This window comes from Kribbella sp. NPDC002412 (assembly GCF_053592935.1).
Map to the genome: position 1 here is coordinate 35,916 of NZ_JBSFBL010000040.1, position 15,688 is coordinate 51,603.

General features: G+C 70.3%; 15 protein-coding genes. 3 read left to right on the forward strand and 12 right to left on the reverse strand.

What is annotated here, in order from left to right:
- Positions 1–13: 13 nt before the first annotated feature.
- The 8 genes from pyrF to pyrR are packed head-to-tail and all read right to left on the reverse strand — an operon-like array spanning position 14 to position 9,608.
- Positions 14–850 (reverse strand): orotidine-5'-phosphate decarboxylase, encoded by an 837-nt coding sequence (gene pyrF / locus ACWCOV_RS28255; protein WP_449832343.1) that lies wholly within the window; start codon positions 848–850, stop codon positions 14–16.
- Entirely contained in the window at positions 847–1,875 is a 1,029-nt protein-coding gene (locus ACWCOV_RS28260; protein WP_449832344.1) for a quinone-dependent dihydroorotate dehydrogenase, read from the reverse strand. The genes pyrF and ACWCOV_RS28260 overlap by 4 nt, the downstream gene beginning before the upstream one ends.
- On the reverse strand, positions 1,868–5,173 hold the full coding sequence (carB, locus tag ACWCOV_RS28265) for a carbamoyl-phosphate synthase large subunit (RefSeq protein WP_449832345.1): 3,306 nt from the start codon (positions 5,171–5,173) through the stop codon (positions 1,868–1,870). Before carB ends, ACWCOV_RS28260 begins: the two co-directional genes overlap by 8 nt.
- Positions 5,173–6,306, reverse strand: a complete 1,134-nt coding sequence (carA, locus tag ACWCOV_RS28270) for a glutamine-hydrolyzing carbamoyl-phosphate synthase small subunit (protein WP_449832346.1) — start codon at positions 6,304–6,306, stop codon at positions 5,173–5,175. Before carA ends, carB begins: the two co-directional genes overlap by 1 nt.
- Positions 6,303–6,797: a PH-like domain-containing protein gene (locus ACWCOV_RS28275; RefSeq protein WP_449832347.1), complete on the reverse strand. Its 495-nt coding sequence runs from the start codon at positions 6,795–6,797 to the stop codon at positions 6,303–6,305. Before ACWCOV_RS28275 ends, carA begins: the two co-directional genes overlap by 4 nt.
- Entirely contained in the window at positions 6,794–8,086 is a 1,293-nt protein-coding gene (locus ACWCOV_RS28280; RefSeq protein WP_449832348.1) for a dihydroorotase, read from the reverse strand. The genes ACWCOV_RS28275 and ACWCOV_RS28280 overlap by 4 nt, the downstream gene beginning before the upstream one ends.
- Entirely contained in the window at positions 8,083–9,018 is a 936-nt protein-coding gene (locus ACWCOV_RS28285) for an aspartate carbamoyltransferase catalytic subunit (RefSeq protein ID WP_449832349.1), read from the reverse strand. The genes ACWCOV_RS28280 and ACWCOV_RS28285 overlap by 4 nt, the downstream gene beginning before the upstream one ends.
- Positions 9,018–9,608 carry a bifunctional pyr operon transcriptional regulator/uracil phosphoribosyltransferase PyrR gene (pyrR, locus tag ACWCOV_RS28290; protein WP_449832350.1) on the reverse strand — a complete coding sequence of 197 codons (591 nt, stop codon included), beginning with the start codon at positions 9,606–9,608 and terminating at the stop codon, positions 9,018–9,020. The genes ACWCOV_RS28285 and pyrR overlap by 1 nt, the downstream gene beginning before the upstream one ends.
- Before the next feature lie 205 nt (positions 9,609–9,813).
- Between pyrR and bldD the strand changes: the two genes are divergently transcribed.
- Positions 9,814–10,326, forward strand: a complete 513-nt coding sequence (gene bldD, locus ACWCOV_RS28295) for a transcriptional regulator BldD (protein ID WP_026163359.1) — start codon at positions 9,814–9,816, stop codon at positions 10,324–10,326.
- Positions 10,327–10,619: 293 nt separating this feature from the next.
- Here bldD and nusB read toward each other — a convergent pair whose 3' ends face one another.
- Both nusB and efp read right to left on the reverse strand, forming a co-directional pair.
- Positions 10,620–11,030 (reverse strand): transcription antitermination factor NusB, encoded by a 411-nt coding sequence (gene nusB / locus ACWCOV_RS28300; protein WP_449832351.1) that lies wholly within the window; start codon positions 11,028–11,030, stop codon positions 10,620–10,622.
- Between the two features lie 27 nt (positions 11,031–11,057).
- Positions 11,058–11,621 (reverse strand): elongation factor P, encoded by a 564-nt coding sequence (efp, locus tag ACWCOV_RS28305; RefSeq protein ID WP_449832352.1) that lies wholly within the window; start codon positions 11,619–11,621, stop codon positions 11,058–11,060.
- Positions 11,622–11,767: 146 nt separating this feature from the next.
- Between efp and ACWCOV_RS28310 the strand changes: the two genes are divergently transcribed.
- Positions 11,768–12,445, forward strand: a complete 678-nt coding sequence (locus ACWCOV_RS28310; protein ID WP_449832353.1) for a hypothetical protein — start codon at positions 11,768–11,770, stop codon at positions 12,443–12,445.
- On the opposite strand, the gene ACWCOV_RS28315 is transcribed toward ACWCOV_RS28310, so the two are convergent.
- The gene (locus tag ACWCOV_RS28315) at positions 12,429–13,316 is read right to left on the reverse strand and encodes a LysR family transcriptional regulator (protein ID WP_449832354.1); all 888 of its coding nucleotides are present in this window, start codon (positions 13,314–13,316) and stop codon (positions 12,429–12,431) included. The genes ACWCOV_RS28310 and ACWCOV_RS28315 overlap by 17 nt on opposite strands.
- Before the next feature lie 88 nt (positions 13,317–13,404).
- Here ACWCOV_RS28315 and ACWCOV_RS28320 point away from each other — a divergent pair, with 88 nt between their 5' ends.
- Positions 13,405–14,475, forward strand: a complete 1,071-nt coding sequence (locus tag ACWCOV_RS28320; RefSeq protein ID WP_449832355.1) for an alpha/beta hydrolase — start codon at positions 13,405–13,407, stop codon at positions 14,473–14,475.
- Here the strand turns inward: ACWCOV_RS28320 and fxlM are convergent.
- Positions 14,441–15,685 carry a methyltransferase, FxLD system gene (fxlM, locus tag ACWCOV_RS28325; protein ID WP_449832356.1) on the reverse strand — a complete coding sequence of 415 codons (1,245 nt, stop codon included), beginning with the start codon at positions 15,683–15,685 and terminating at the stop codon, positions 14,441–14,443. The two genes, ACWCOV_RS28320 and fxlM, sit on opposite strands and share 35 nt — an antisense overlap.
- Positions 15,686–15,688 lie beyond the last annotated feature (3 nt).

Sequence of the window (15,688 nt, forward strand, 5' to 3'; positions counted from 1 at the left end):
AACGGTACGGCGCTCAGTACCCCAGGACTGCCCGGTACGCGTCGACTGCGCGATCGGCCGCGGCCTGCAAGGCGCCCGCCGACGGTCCGGCCCCGAGGATCTCCCGCGAGCTCGCCGGTACGACGTTCCGCACCGCCGACCCGAACACCGCGACCAGCCCTTCGGCGGTGCCGCCCTGGGCGCCGAGCCCGGGAGCGAGCAGCGGACCGTTGATGTCGAGGTTCTCGTCGGTCGAGGCGATGGTCGCGCCGACCACGGCGCCGAAGGACCCGAGACCGTCGGCGTCGGCGTTCAGCTCCCGCAGGCCGTCGAGCACGGCGCCCGCCACGGTCGGGCCGGCGACGGTGCGCGCGGTCTGGAACTGCGGGCCCTCCGGGTTCGACGTGAGCGCGAGCACGAACAGCCCCGCGCCGGCCGCACGCGCCTCGTCGATGGCCGGCTGCAACGACCCGAACCCGAGGTACGGGCTGACCGTCAGCGCGTCACACGCCAGCGGCCCCTTTTCCGCCAGGTACGCCGACGCGTAGCCGGCCATCGTCGACCCGATGTCACCGCGCTTGGCGTCGATGATCACCAACGCGCCCGCGTCGCGCAGCCGGGTGGTCGCCTGCTCGAGGACCGCGATCCCCGCGGACCCGAACCGCTCGAAGAACGCCGACTGCGGCTTGAACACCGCGACCCGGTCGGCCAGCGCGTCCACCACGCCGTACGTGAACGACGCCAGGCCCTCCGGGGTGTCCGGCAGGCCCCAGGCGTCCAGCAGGTGCGCGTGCGGGTCGATCCCGACGCACAACGGCCCGCGCGTGTCCATCGCGGACCGCAGCCGGGCGCCGAAAGGTTCATTGCTCATGGCAAGCTCCTGTTGATGCGGCGGACCAGGCCGGGCCCGCGGTAGATGAGGCCGGTGTAGAGCTGGACCAGGCTGGCGCCGGCGTCGACGAGCCGCACCGCGTCGGCCGGCTCGAGGATGCCGCCGACCCCGATGATCGGCAGCGCTCCCCCGGTCTCCGCGTGGATGTGGGCGACTGTCTTGGCCGCCATCTCGGTCAGCGGCCGCCCGGACAGCCCGCCGGTCTCGGCGGACAGCGGATGCGACTCGACGCCCGGCCGGCCGATGGTCGTGTTGGTGGCGATGATCCCGGCGATCCCGACGTCGGTGCAGACGCCGAGCAGTTCGTCGATCGCCGACGAGGTCAGGTCCGGCGCGATCTTCACCAGGATCGGCTTGCCGGCCAGGCCGCCGACACTCAGCGAAGCAGCTTCGTCGTGAAGCGCGGTCAGCAGCTCCCGGAGGTGGCCGGCGTCCTGGAGCGAGCGCAGCCCGGGCGTGTTCGGCGACGACACGTTGACCGCGAAGTAGTCGCCGTACCGGTACAGGCGGCGCAGCGAGGTCACGTAGTCCTCGACCGCCTTCTCGATCGGCGTGACCTTCGACTTGCCGATCGAGATTCCCAGTGGATAACCGAGCGGGCCGTAGGCCTCCAGCCGCGCGGCCAGCGCGGCTGAGCCCAGGTTGTTGAACCCCATCCGGTTGATGACCGCCTCGTGCTCGACCAACCGGAAGAGCCGGGGCTTCTCGTTCCCGGGTTGCGGGTGGGCGGTGACCGTGCCCACTTCCACGAACCCGAAGCCGAGTGCTCGCCAGGACCGCAGCGCGATCCCGTTCTTGTCCATGCCCGCGGCAAGTCCGACCGGCGAGGGGAAGCGCACGCCGAAGACAGTGCGCTCCGAGCCGGTCCGCAGCCGGGCGAGTCCACCGGCCAGCCCTGGGACCCGGCCGAGCAGGCGGAGGGCGCTGAGCGTCTGCTCGTGCGCGACCTCCGCGTCGCCCTTGCCCAGCCGGTACAGGACCGGCCGGACGACCCGCCTATACACCCCGGATCCTCGACACCCAGTCCTGCAGCGACCGGACGCCGATGTCCCCGGCCTGCTGCGCCTCGATGCCCTGTACGGCGGCCGCCAGGCCCTGCACCGTGGTGATGCACGGGATGTTGCGCGCCACCGCCGCGGTCCGGATCTCGTACCCGTCCAGTCGCGGCGAACCGCCCTGGGTGATGCCGATCGGGGTGTTGACGATCAGCTGGAGCTCACCGTCCTGGACCATCTGCACGATCGTCGGCTCGCCGTTCGGGCCCGGTCCCTGGCTGCTCTTGCGGACCGTGACCGCCTCGACCCCGTTGCGCCGCAGCACGTCCGCCGTACCTTCGGTCGCGTAGATCTGGAAGCCCAGGTCGGCCAGCCGCTTCACCGGGAAGATCATGTGCCGCTTGTCCCGGTTCGCCACCGACACGAACACCTTGCCGGAGCCGGGCAGCGGCTGCGACGCCGCCGCCTGCGACTTGGCGAACGCCGTGCCGAAGGTGTCGTCGACGCCCATCACCTCGCCGGTCGAGCGCATCTCCGGCCCGAGCACGGTGTCCACCGACCGGCCGTCGACGGTCCGGAACCGGTTGAACGGCATCACGGCCTCCTTCACCGCGATCGGTGTCGAGGTCGGCAGCGTGCCGCCGTCGCCCTCGGCCGGAAGCATGCCCTCGGCCCGCAGCTCGGCGATCGTCGAACCCAGCATCACCCGGGCCGCCGCCTTCGCCAGCGGCGTCGCGGTCGCCTTCGACACGAACGGCACCGTCCGGGACGCGCGCGGGTTCGCCTCCAGCACGTAGAGCACGTCACCGGCGAGCGCGTACTGCACGTTCAGCAGGCCGCGTACGCCGACGCCGCGAGCGATCGCCTCGGTCGACCGGCGGATCTTCTCGATGTCCGCGTTGCCGAGCGTGATCGGCGGCAGCGCGCAGGACGAGTCGCCGGAGTGCACACCGGCTTCCTCGATGTGCTCCATCACGCCGCCGAGGAAGAGCTCGTCGCCGTCGAACAGCCCGTCGACGTCGATCTCGACCGCGTCGTCCAGGAACCGGTCGATCAGCACCGGGTGCTCCCAGGACCCGAACCCGCCGCTCAGCCGCTCCAGCGCGGCGGTGAGCTCGGCCGTGCTGTAGACGATCTCCATGCCGCGCCCGCCGAGCACGTAGGACGGCCGGACCAGCACCGGGAAGCCGATCTCCAGGGCCACCCCGTGCGCCTCGTCGGCCGACATCGCCGTACCGTGCTTCGGCGCCGGCAGCGACGCGTCCGCGAGCACCTTGCCGAACGCGCCCCGCTCCTCGGCCAGGTGGATGGCCTCGGGCGACGTCCCGACGATCGGCACGCCGGCGTCGGCGAGCCGCTGCGCCAGGCCCAACGGCGTCTGGCCGCCGAGCTGCACGATCACTCCGGCGACCGGGCCGGCCTGCAGCTCGGCGTGCACGATCTCGAGCACGTCCTCACAGGTGAGCGGCTCGAAGTACAGCCGGTCGGAGGTGTCGTAGTCGGTCGAGACCGTCTCCGGGTTGCAGTTCACCATCACCGTGCAGTAGCCGGCCTCGCGCAGCGCCATCGACGCGTGCACGCAGGAGTAGTCGAACTCGATCCCCTGCCCGATCCGGTTCGGCCCGGAGCCGAGGATCAGCACGGCCGGGGTCTCCCGCGGCGCGACCTCGGTCTCCTCGTCGTACGACGAGTAGTGGTACGGCGTCTCGGCCTTGAACTCGGCCGCGCAGGTGTCGACCGTCTTGTAGACCGGCCGGATCCCGAGCGCCTGCCGGACTCCCCGGACGACGTCCTCGGTCAGCCCGCGGATCTCGGCCAGCTGCAGGTCCGAGAACCCGTGCCGCTTGGCCAGTCGCAGCACCTCGGGGGTGAGGCGAGGCGCGGCCGCGACCTGCAGCGCGGTCTCGTGGATCAGGTAGAGCTGGTCGACGAACCACGGGTCGATCTTGGTGTTGTCGAAGATCTGCTCCGGCGTCGCGCCGGCCCGGATCGCGTCCATGATCGTCCGCAGCCGGCCGTCGTGCGGCGTCCTGATCTCCTCGAGCAACGGCTCCAGCTCGGTGGCCGGCGAGCCGGCCCAGGAGAACCGGGCCTCCGGCTTCTCCAGCGAGCGCAGCGCCTTCTGCAGCGCCTCGGTGTAGTTCCGGCCGATCGCCATCGCCTCGCCGACGCTCTTCATGTGCGTGGTCAGCGTGGCGTCGGCGGCAGGGAACTTCTCGAACGCGAACCGCGGCACCTTCACCACCACGTAGTCCAGCGTCGGCTCGAAGCTGGCCGGGGTCTGCCGGGTGATGTCGTTCGGGATCTCGTCCAGGGTGTAGCCGATCGCGACCTTGGCGGCGATCTTGGCGATCGGGAAGCCGGTCGCCTTCGACGCCAGCGCGGACGAGCGGGACACCCGGGGGTTCATCTCGATCACGATCAGCCGGCCGTCGGCCGGGTTCACCGCGAACTGGATGTTGCAGCCGCCGGTGTCGACGCCGACCTCGCGGATGATGCCGATGGCCAGGTCCCGCATCACCTGGTACTCGCGGTCGGTCAGCGTCATCGCCGGGGCGACGGTGACCGAGTCGCCGGTGTGCACGCCCATCGGGTCGACGTTCTCGATCGAGCAGATGATCACGACGTTGTCGGCCTTGTCGCGCATCACCTCCAGCTCGTACTCCTTCCAGCCGAGGATCGACTCCTCGATCAGCACCTCGGTGGTCGGGCTGGCGTGCAGGCCGGCGCCGGCGATCCGGCGCAGGTCCGCCTCGTCGTAGGCCATTCCGGAGCCGACGCCGCCCATCGTGAACGACGGCCGCACCACCAGCGGGTAGCCGAGCTCGCCGGCCGCGCCGAGCACGTCGTCGATGGTGTGGCAGATCCGCGACCGGGCCACCTCGGCCCCGAGCTTCTCGACGATCTGCTTGAACGACTCCCGGTTCTCACCGCGCTGGATCGCGTCGACCGACGCGCCGATCAGCTCGACGCCGTACTTCTCGAGGACGCCGTTGTCGTGCAGGGCGATCGCCGCGTTCAGCGCGGTCTGGCCGCCGAGGGTGGCCAGCAGCGCGTTCGGCCGCTCCTTCTCGATCACCTTCTCGACGTACTCCGGGGTGATCGGCTCGACGTAGGTGGCGTCGGCGAACTCCGGGTCGGTCATGATCGTGGCCGGGTTCGAGTTCACCAGGACGACCCGGAAACCCTCCTCCTTGAGCACCCGGCAGGCCTGGGTGCCCGAGTAGTCGAACTCGCAGGCCTGGCCGATCACGATCGGGCCGGACCCGATCACCAGGATCGACTCGATGTCTGTGCGACGTGGCATCAGGCCCGTCCCTCCATCAGCTCGACGAACCGGTCGAACAGGTACGCGGAGTCGTGCGGACCCGCGGCTGCCTCCGGGTGGTACTGGACCGAGAAGGCCAGCACGCGGCCGTCCTTCCCGGTCAGGCGGAGTCCTTCGACCACGTTGTCGTTCAGGGACACATGACTGACCTCGGCGGTGCCGTACGGCGTCTCGACGGTCTCCTCGATCGGCGCGTCGACAGCGAAGCCGTGGTTCTGCGCGGTGATCTCGACCTTGCCGGTGGCCCGGTCGAGCACCGGCTGGTTGATGCCGCGGTGCCCGTACTTCAGCTTGAACGTGCCGAGTCCGAGGGCCCGGCCGAACACCTGGTTGCCGAAGCAGATCCCGAAGTACGGCGTGTTCTGCTCGAGCAGCGCCTTCAGCAGCTCGGTCGGGTGGTCGGTGGTCTCCGGGTCGCCGGGTCCGTTGCTCATGAAGACGCCGTCCGGGTTGCGGGCGAGGATCTCGTCCAGCGTCGCGGTGGCCGGCAGCACGTGCACCTCGATGCCGCGCTCGGCCATCCGCTTCGGTGTCATCGACTTGATCCCGAGGTCGAGCGCGACGACGGTGAACCGCTTCTCGCCTTCCGCGGGGACGACGTACGACTCGTCGGTGGTCACCTCGGTGGCGAGGTCGGCGCCGACCATCGGGGGCTGCCGCAGCACCTTGTCCAGCAGCGTCTCCGGGTCGAGGATCTCGGTCGAGATCCCGGCCCGCATCGCGCCGCGCTCGCGCAGGTGCCGGGTCAGCGCCCGGGTGTCGATGCCGGAGATCCCGACGATGCCCTGGGACTTCAGCTGGTCGTCCAGCGAGCGGGTGGCCCGCCAGTTCGACGGCACCCGGGCCGGGTCGCGGACGACGTACCCGGCGACCCAGATCTTCTGCGACTCGTCGTCCTCGTCGTTGATTCCGGTGTTGCCGATGTGCGGCGCGGTCTGGGTGACGATCTGCCGGTGGTACGACGGGTCGGTCAGCGTCTCCTGGTAGCCGGTCATCCCGGTCGAGAACACCGCCTCGCCGAAGGTCTCGCCGGTCGCCCCGTACGACGTCCCCGCGAAGCTGCGGCCGTCCTCCAGGACCAGCAGTGCTGGATGATGGGCAGGCTGGCTCATGTCTGCTCGGCTCCGATCAGGGTCGAGATGGATTCGGTCAGGGGGGCGGTGTCGGCCTTGCGGCGGGGCCGGAACCCGGTGTCGAGCGCGCGGCCGTCGTGGTTCCAGGTGACCACCACCAGGCCGGACTTCTCCGCGGTCACCTTGCCGGCGATCCCGCGGTCGGTCCGGACGCCGGTCAGGTGGTCCACGGGGATGAAGACATCCGCCGCGCCCTGCCGATGGAAGATCAGGCCGGCCTCACTGACGGCCAGGTCCGCGGTGCTGCGGACGCCCAGTTCGTGCACGGCGATCCGGTCCATCCAGTCGCCGGCCGAGGTGGTGGCGACGTACACGCCTTCCACCCCTTTGGTCCGGTCGTCGGCCGGCGCCTCGGGCAGCGGCGCCAGGTCGACCTGCCGGGCCTGGCGGTTCCGCCAGCCCCGGTACATGGCCCAGTAGCCCGCCGCGATCACCAGCAGCGTGCCGAGAACGCCCAGGAAGGCCTTCACCGGGCGAGCTTCCCGTCCCGCACCGTCGGCGTGCCGCGCAGGAAGGTCGCCACCACCTTGCCCGGCAGCGTCATCCCGTCGAACGGCGTGTTCCGCGACAGCGACGCGGACTCCCCCGGTACGACGGTCCGCTCGGCCGACGGGTCGACCAGGACCAGGTTGGCGGCGGCCCCGGCCTCGAGCGGCCGGCCGTGGTCGGCGATCTGGCCGATCTCGGCCGGCCGGTAGCTCATCCGGTCGGCCACGTCGGCCCAGGTCATCAGCTTGGTGTCGATCATCGCGTGCTGGACCACGCCGAGCGCCGTCTCCAGGCCGAGCATGCCGAACGCCGCGGCGCTCCACTCGCAGTCCTTGTCCTCGACCGGGTGCGGCGCGTGGTCGGTGGCGACGATGTCGATGGTGCCGTCGGCCAGGCCCTCGCGGACCGCCTCGACGTCCTCCTTGGTCCGCAGCGGCGGGTTCACCTTGTAGACCGGGTTGTAGGAGGCGGCCAGGTCCTCGGTCAGCAGCAGGTGGTGCGGGGTGACCTCGGCGGTCACCTCGAACCCGCGCTTCTTCGCCGCCCGGACGATCTCCACCGAGCCCTTGGTGGACAGGTGGCAGATGTGCAGCTTCGAGCCGACGTGCGCGTTCAGCAGGATGTCGCGGGCGATGATCGCCTCCTCGGCGACACTCGGCCAGCCGGTCAGGCCGAGGACGCCGGACAGCGCGCCCTCGTTCATCTGCGCGCCCTGGGTCAGCCGCGGCTCCTGCGCGTGCTGGGCGATCACGCCGCCGAACGCCTTCACGTACTCCAGCGCGCGGCGCATCAGCGCGGCGTCCCAGACGCAGTCGCCGTCGTCGGAGAACACCCGGACCCGGGCCGCCGAGTCCGCCATCGCGCCGAGTTCGGCGAGCTGGGTGCCCTTCCGGCCGACCGTGACCGCGCCGATCGGGAAGACGTCGGCGTATCCGGCGTCGCGGCCGAGGCGCCAGACCTGCTCGACCACACCGGCGGTGTCGGCGACCGGGTCGGTGTTGGCCATCGCGAAGACGGCGGTGAACCCGCCCAGCGCCGCGGCCCGGGTGCCGGTGAGCACGGTCTCGGCGTCCTCCCGGCCGGGCTCGCGCAGGTGCGTGTGCAGGTCGACCAGACCGGGCAGCGCGACCAGGCCCTTGGCGTCGATCGTCTCGGCACCGGCCGGCGCTTCGAGGCTGGCGCCGACAGCTTCGATCTCGCCGTTGTCGATCAGCAGATCCGCCGCCTCACCGGCCAGGACCTTGGCTCCGGTGATCAGGTAGGCGGTCATGCGTTCGACTCCTCGTCGTTGGTTCCGGACAGCAACAGGTAGAGGACCGCCATCCGGATGGCGACCCCGTTGGTGACTTGTTCGACGATGACCGAGCGGGTGGAGTCGGCGACCTCGGCGCTGATCTCCATGCCGCGGTTCATCGGGCCGGGGTGCAGCACGATCGCCTCGTCCGGCAGCTGCGCCATCCGGTGCACGTCCAGGCCGTAGCGGCGGGTGTACTCGCGGGCGCTCGGGAAGTACGCGTCGTTCATCCGCTCCCGCTGGACCCGCAGCATCATCACCGCGTCGCTCTTGGCCAGGCTCGCGTCCAGGTCGTACGACGTGGCGCACGGCCAGTTGCGCATGTCGACCGGGAGCAGCGTCGGCGGCGCCACCACGGTCACCTCGGCGCCCAGCGTCGACAGCAGCAGCACGTTCGACCGGGCCACCCGGGAGTGCAGGACGTCGCCGACGATCGTGATCCGGCGGCCGTCCAGCGAGCCGAGGTGGCGGCGCATCGTGAACGCGTCCAGCAGCGCCTGGGTCGGGTGCTCGTGGGTGCCGTCGCCGGCGTTGACCACCGAGCCGGTCATCCAGCCCGACGTGGCCAGCAGGTGCGGCGCGCCGGACGAGCCGTGCCGGCAGACGACGCCGTCGGCGCCCATCGCCTGCAGGGTGAGCGCGGTGTCCTTCAGGCTCTCGCCCTTGCTGACGCTCGAGCCCTTGGCGGAGAAGTTGATCACGTCGGCCGACAGCCGCTTGGCGGCCGCCTCGAACGAGATCCGGGTCCGGGTGGAGTCCTCGAAGAACAGGTTCACCACGGTCCGGCCGCGCAGCGCCGGCAGCTTCTTGATCGGCCGGTCGGCCAGCGACCGCATCTCCTCGGCCGTGTCCAGGATGAGGTTGGCCTCGTCCCGGCTCAGGTCACCCGCGCTGAGTAGATGCCTCATCACGCCCCCACCTTCGTCTTGTCCGCCGTCTTGTCCGCGATCAGCACCGCGTCCTGGTCGTCGTACTCGGTCAGGTGCACGGTGACCCGCTCGACCAGCGAGGTGGGCAGGTTCTTGCCCACGTAGTCGGCGCGGATCGGCAGCTCGCGGTGGCCGCGGTCGACCAGGACCGCGAGCTGGACCGCGCGCGGCCGGCCGATGTCGCCGATCGCGTCCAGCGCGGCCCGGATGGTGCGGCCGGAGAACAGCACGTCGTCGACCAGGACGACGACCTTGCCGTCGATCCCGTCCGCCGGGATGTCGGTGTGCTCGAGGCCACGGGGTGGTTTGAGGCCGATGTCGTCGCGGTACATCGTCACGTCGAGTGATCCTGTCGGCACGCTCTGCCCCTCGACGGCCGCGATCCGGGCCGAGATGCGGGCGGCCAGGCCGACGCCGCGAGTGGGGATGCCGAGCAGGACGACCGGGTCGGCGCCGCGGTTGCGCTCGAGGATCTCGTGCGCGATCCGGGTCAGTGCCCGGGATATGTCGGAAGCGTCCAGGACCGTGCGGCTGCCGCGTTTGGGCGCGCCGTCGTGGGCATGGCTCATCGCTACCGTTCCTCCTTTCCCGCCTCTCTGGACGGGTCTTTAAAGGACGTTCGGACCGCTTGACATGGTATCGGAAGTGACACGCCGTCTTGACGCTGGCCTCGCCCCCGGAATATTGTTACTCTGTGTAACCGAGGGGGGTTTCACCGTCCGGCCCGTTCCGGCGGGCCGGACATGACGAAACTAGTCGGAGGGAAGAACCAGCGTGCCTAGCGAATACGCGAAGACACTGGGTGGCAAGTTGCGCGCCATCCGCCAGCAGCAAGGGCTGTCGCTGCACGGCGTGGAAGAGAAGTCCAAGGGTCGCTGGAAGGCGGTCGTCGTCGGCTCCTACGAGCGTGGCGATCGAGCCGTCACCGTCCAGAAGCTCGCCGAGCTCGCCGATTTCTACGGCGTGCCCATCCGTGAGCTCCTGCCCGGTTCCGCCAGCGCGGCCGCTGCGGCTGCCGCTCCTCCCCGGTTGATCCTCGACCTGGAGGCCCTGCAACACCTCGACGCGAGTGAGGCCGGTCCGCTGACGCGGTACGCGGCCACGATCCAGGCTCAGCGTGGGGACTACAACGGCAAGGTGCTGTCGATCCGTCAGGACGACATGCGCACGCTCGCCGTGATCTACGACGAGTCGCCGACGACTCTGACCGAGCGCTTCATCTCCTGGGGTGTGCTGAACCCAGAGGCGAAGGGTGACGTCGAGGAGTCCGAGGCAGCCGGCGCCTGACCGGAGGCAGCAGAGACGGTCGGGGCTCGTAGCAGCTGGCCCACGGCCGCCCGCCTCCTCCATCACCGAACAGAGCAGGACCAAGCAGTACGACGCAGCACCGCGGCGGGAACCACCTCACCCGCTGCACCAGGCCGGGGCCGTTCCCCCGCGCCGACCACCACGGGGACGCCGAGTCGGCCCGGACCGTACCGAGACGGTACCGGGCCTACGATGACTCACCGATCTTCGGAGCAGCACCACGAGAGGGCGCGGCCCGCCAGGCGCCGGCTCTCCTTCCCTCAGGACGTTCTTCAGACGCCCAGCGTGGGCTTGAGCTGCAGCAGTCTCGCCAGCAGCCCGTTCACGAACGCCGGCGACTCGTCGGTGGACAGGTCCCGCGCCAGCGCGACCGCCTCGCTCACCGCGACCACGTCCGGGACCTGGTCGTCGAACAGCAGCTCGTAGGTTCCGATCCGCAGGATGTTGCGGTCGACGGCCGGCATCCGGTCCAGCGACCAGCCGACCGAGTGGGTCTGCAGCAGGTCGTCGATCACGTCGATGTGTTTCGCGACACCCTCGACCAGCGCCACGGTGAACTCGTTCACCGGCGGGTCGTTGTCGGCCACCCGGTCGGCCAGGGTGCCGCCGACCGGCAGACCCCTGACCTCCGACTCGAACAGCACGTCGAGTGCGCGCTTGCGGGCCTTGCTACGGGCAGACATGTTCTGTTGTCAGCTTCTCTCGAGGCCTCAGGAGGTGACGCGGCCGAGGTAGTCCCCGGTGCGGGTGTCGACCTTGACCTTCTCGCCCGTGGTCAGGAACAGCGGGACCTGGATGGTGTAGCCGGTCTCCAGCTTGGCCGGCTTGGTGCCGCCGGTGGACCGGTCGCCCTGCAGGCCGGGCTCGGTGTACTCCACCAGGAGCTCGACCGAGGCCGGGAGCTCGACGTACAGCGGCAGGTCGTCGTGCACCGCGACGATGGCGTCCTGGTTCTCCAGCAGGAAGTGCGAGGCGTCGCCGACCACGTCGGGCTGGATCTGCAGCTGGTCGTAGGTGGACTTGTCCATGAACACGTAGGCCGAGCCGTCGTTGTACAGGTAGGTCATGTCGCGCTTGTCGACGGTCGCGACCTCGACCTTGACGTCCGCGTTGAAGGTCTTGTCGACCACCTTGCCGGACAGCACGTTCTTCAGCTTGGTCCGGACGACGGCGCCGCCCTTGCCGGGCTTGTGGTGCTGGAACCAGACGACGGACCACAGCTGCCCGTCCAGGTCGAGCACCATGCCGTTCTTGAGGTCGTTCGTCGTTGCCACGCGGATATGCCCTTCGAATTCGATCAGCGGTAACACCGGATTGTAGCGGTCACCAGGCGTTTCCTCCGATTCCGCGACTGCGGGCGGCCCCCTGCGGGCCTTAGGCTGGCCATTCGGAGGACGGCCGGGACCGACGGAGGCAGCCGATGCTGGAGTTCGCGATCTTCATCATCGTCATGATCGTGGTCAGCGTGGTCGGGAAGGTGAAGAAGGAGGCGTCCGGCGCCGGCAAGCACCCGAACGCCCGCGTGCAGAAGCTGATCGAGCAGGTTCAAGGCCAGTACGTCGGCCAGCCGACGCCGGTCCAGGGTCAGTACGGGGCGAACCAGTCCGCCGCTGCCCCGCCGTACCAGCCGCAGCATCAGTTGTCGGCGCAGTGGCTGCCGTCGTACGGGCCGCCGCAGGGGCACCGGCCGCCGCAGCACAACCTGCCGACGCCCCGGCAGGACACCGACGGCCGGGTGCGGGAGCTGATGAAGGCCGGCAACGAGGTGGCCGCCATCCGGCTGCTCTGCGACGAGCAGGACATGGGCATCCTCGAGGCCCAGAAGCACGCCCGCGCCCTGGTCGCCCCACCCGGCGCCGCACCGACCCAAGCCAAACCTGCGACCGCACCGACCACCGCGGCGGCACCAGTGGAAGAGGAGACCCGGTACGTCGGCTCCGCCGCGTTCGCCGAGTCGATCTTCGACCTGGACCGCGAGAAGGACACCTGGGCCAGCGGCTGGGTCGACACCCCCGAGCCCGAAGACCGCACCGACATCGACGAGCTCTGGCAAACAGTGGCCAACCCACCCCGGCCCGGGACTACGCCGAACGGCTGACCGCGGCAACGAAGTTGCGCACCACCGGGCTGGTCGCGCCGGCCCGGCGCGCGACCGCGAGATGGACCACTCGTGTCGCGGGGCTCAGCGAGCGGAACACCGCACCGTGTCGCGGGCTGTGCTTCATCGAGGCCGGCACGAGTGACACCCCGAGCCCGGCGGCGACGAGCGCAACGATCGTCTGCATCTGCACCGCCTCCTGCGCGACCACCGGCGTGAAGCCCGCCTCGGCGCAGTAAGCCAGAATCTGGTCGTGCAGCCCGGGCCCCAGTGCGCGCGGGAACAACACGAACGGCTCCTCCGCGAGATCCCGCACCGCGACAACTCTTTGCCGCGCCCTCGGATGATCATCGGGTACGACGGCAACCAGTCGCTCGGCGCCGATCGGTTCCACCACGAGTCCTGCCGCCTCCGCCTCCGGCAGCGGCGGGCGCAGAAGTCCGATGTCGAGGCTCCCGTCGCGCAACGCGTGCACCTGCTGCATCGTCGTCAGCTCACGCAACCGCAGGCTGACTTCGGGGTACCGCTGCCGGAAGTCGCGCAGCGCTCGTGGCAGCAACTGGTTCGTGGCCGAGCCGACGAACCCGAGCGCCAGCCGGCCCGACTCGCCGCGCCCCGCCTGCCGGGTCGCCTGCTCGGCCGCCCGGGCCGCGCCGAGCAGGTCCCGTGCCGCCGGGTACAAGGCCTCGCCGGCCGCGGTGAGCCGCACCTTCCGGCTGTCGCGATCGAAGAGTACGACGCCGAGGTCGTCTTCCAGCGCCTTGATCTGCTGGCTCAGCGGCGGCTGCCGGATCCCGAGCCGTACGGCGGCCCGCCCGAAGTGCAACTCCTCGGCGACCGCGACGAAGTAGCGCAGGTGTCTCAGCTCCACCACCCCAACGATAGGGCCTGCATATTGATTGGGCCGGTTCGAGCTATCGCGCATATCGATCTCGTGATCGCGGCAACAGAATCGTGGCATGCGTCGCCTGATCACCGCCTTGTTCACCGTCCTCACCGCTGTCGCCGGCTCCGTGACCGTGCCCGATCGGGTGCGTGACGTCGTCCGGACGGATTTCCACGTCACCAGCGATCCCGGCATCCGGATCGCCGTCCGTGAGGTGCGTCCGGGGAGGCCTGCGGACCGACCTCCGGTGCTGCTCCTCCATGGCGCACGGGTTCCAGGTATCGCGAGCTTCGACCTGCCGGTCGCGGGCGGATCACTGGCCGCCGACCTGGCCGCCGCCGGCCACCGGGTCTACATCATGGACGCCCGGGGATACGGCGCCTCCACGCGTCCGCCGGCGCTGTCCGAGCCGCCGGAACGGAACGCGCCGGCGGTCCGTTCGTCGGATGTCGTCCGTGACATCGCGGCCGTCGTCGAGAGCATCGTCAAGCGGGCGCGACACCGCCAGGTCGCGCTGCTCGGCTGGGCTACCGGCGGCCATTGGCTCGGCCAGTACGCCGCGGCAAACCCCAGCCGGGTCAGTCATCTCGTGCTCTACAACTCGCTGTACGGCCCGCTCGACGAGCATCCGACGCTGGGCAGGGGCAGCGACAACGAGGACCCACGCCACCCCGGCCGATTCAACTCTGCCCGGTACGGCGCCTACCGGTTGAGTACTGCGGCCAGCTTGCTCCCGTCCTGGGACAACAGCATTCCGGCCGAGGACAAGACCGAGTGGCGTGATCCGGACGTCGTCGCGTCGTACGTGAAGACTGCGCTGGCGTCGGACCCGACAAGCGGTACGCGCGACCCCGCCAGCTTCCGTGCGCCGTCGGGTGCGATGGAGGACAGCTTCTACCTCGCCACCGGTCGCCAACTGTGGGACGCGAGCCTTGTCACCGCACGCACGCTGATCCTCCGCAGTGAGTACGACTTCTGGAGCCGGCCGGGCGACGTTGCGCTTCTCACGGACCACCTCGTCCATGCGAAGGCTGTACGCTCGGTGCGCTTGACCAAGGCGACCCACTACGCCCATCTCGATCGCGCCGAGCGCGGCAGAGCTCAGTTCCTCAGTGAGGTGCGCGGCTTCCTCGCCACGCCGTAACCCGGGACCAACCCGGCCAGCTGATCACCAAAAGCCCGTGCCGCCGCTCGATCCGGAAGCCGTCTGGTACGGCGGCGGCTCCCGCGGAGTACACGTGGAACGACGGGCCCGGACCGTGCCGGTGATGCGCGTCCCAGGTGCGCATCTGGCCGACCATCCGATCCATCAATTCCCGCGCGTCCGGCCCGTGGCCGTTGACTCCGAGCTCCACGAAGGACGCGGGTCGGCGCCAAGCCGGGCATGACGTCAGGTAGGCCACGCTGTCGCGAGTCGCCACCGCGGCTGCACCCCAGCGCGGCGACGGTGCGACCGTCTGCACGGATCGGTCCGCGAACAGAACGCAGTACCCGGGTAGGGTCGCCGCGAGCCACAGGTTGAGGTCGGACAGCGGCTCCTCCCGGTTCATCACGACACCCGACCAGACCTGCCACCGCGGCTCGTCGAGCACGCCGTCGTACGGGTGCGCCTCGCTCTCCTGGTCCTCGTCGAAGCCGACGTACACCTCGTCCCCCGCGATCGGCACGACCCGCTCGTAGTTCGCTCCGGCGCCCTGCATGCTGACGAATCCGCACAGCGTCGTCGACCGGCTCTCCAGGTGGTCCTCCACCCGGTCGAACGCGATCGACCGCGTCTGCCCCCGAAGCCGCAGCGGTACGACGAGCCGGCCGCCGATCCGGAGCTGGTCCAGCCAGGCCGGCGCGACGTCCCACGCCGTCACGGTCACCACGATCCGGTCGTACGGCGCATCCGCCGGAATCCCGAACTCGCCGTCCGCGCGGACCACCCGGACGTCGTCGTACCCGGCGGCCGCCAGCACCGTGCGGGCGCGGTCGGTGACCTCGGGATCGATGTCGACCGTGGTGACCGAGCCCGCGGGTCCGGTCAGCTCGCGCATCAGCGCCGCGTTGTAGCCACCGGAGCCGATCTCCAGGACGTGGTCGCCGAGCTCGATCGCGGCCTGGCCGAGCATCAGCGCGACGATGCTCGGCTGCGACACCGAGCTGATCGCCACGCCGGCGTCGTTCCGCTTCATCAGCACGACGTCGTCGGCGTACGCGCGATGCAGCGGCGCCTGTGGGACGAATAGGTGCCGCGGCACGGTCCGGAACGCGGCCGCCACCCGCTCGTCCCGGATGGAGCCTTCGGCCACCAGATACCGGGTGAGGGCCGCGCGCAGCGACTCCGCTCGAAGCGCGTCGCGGGCACTCATGGC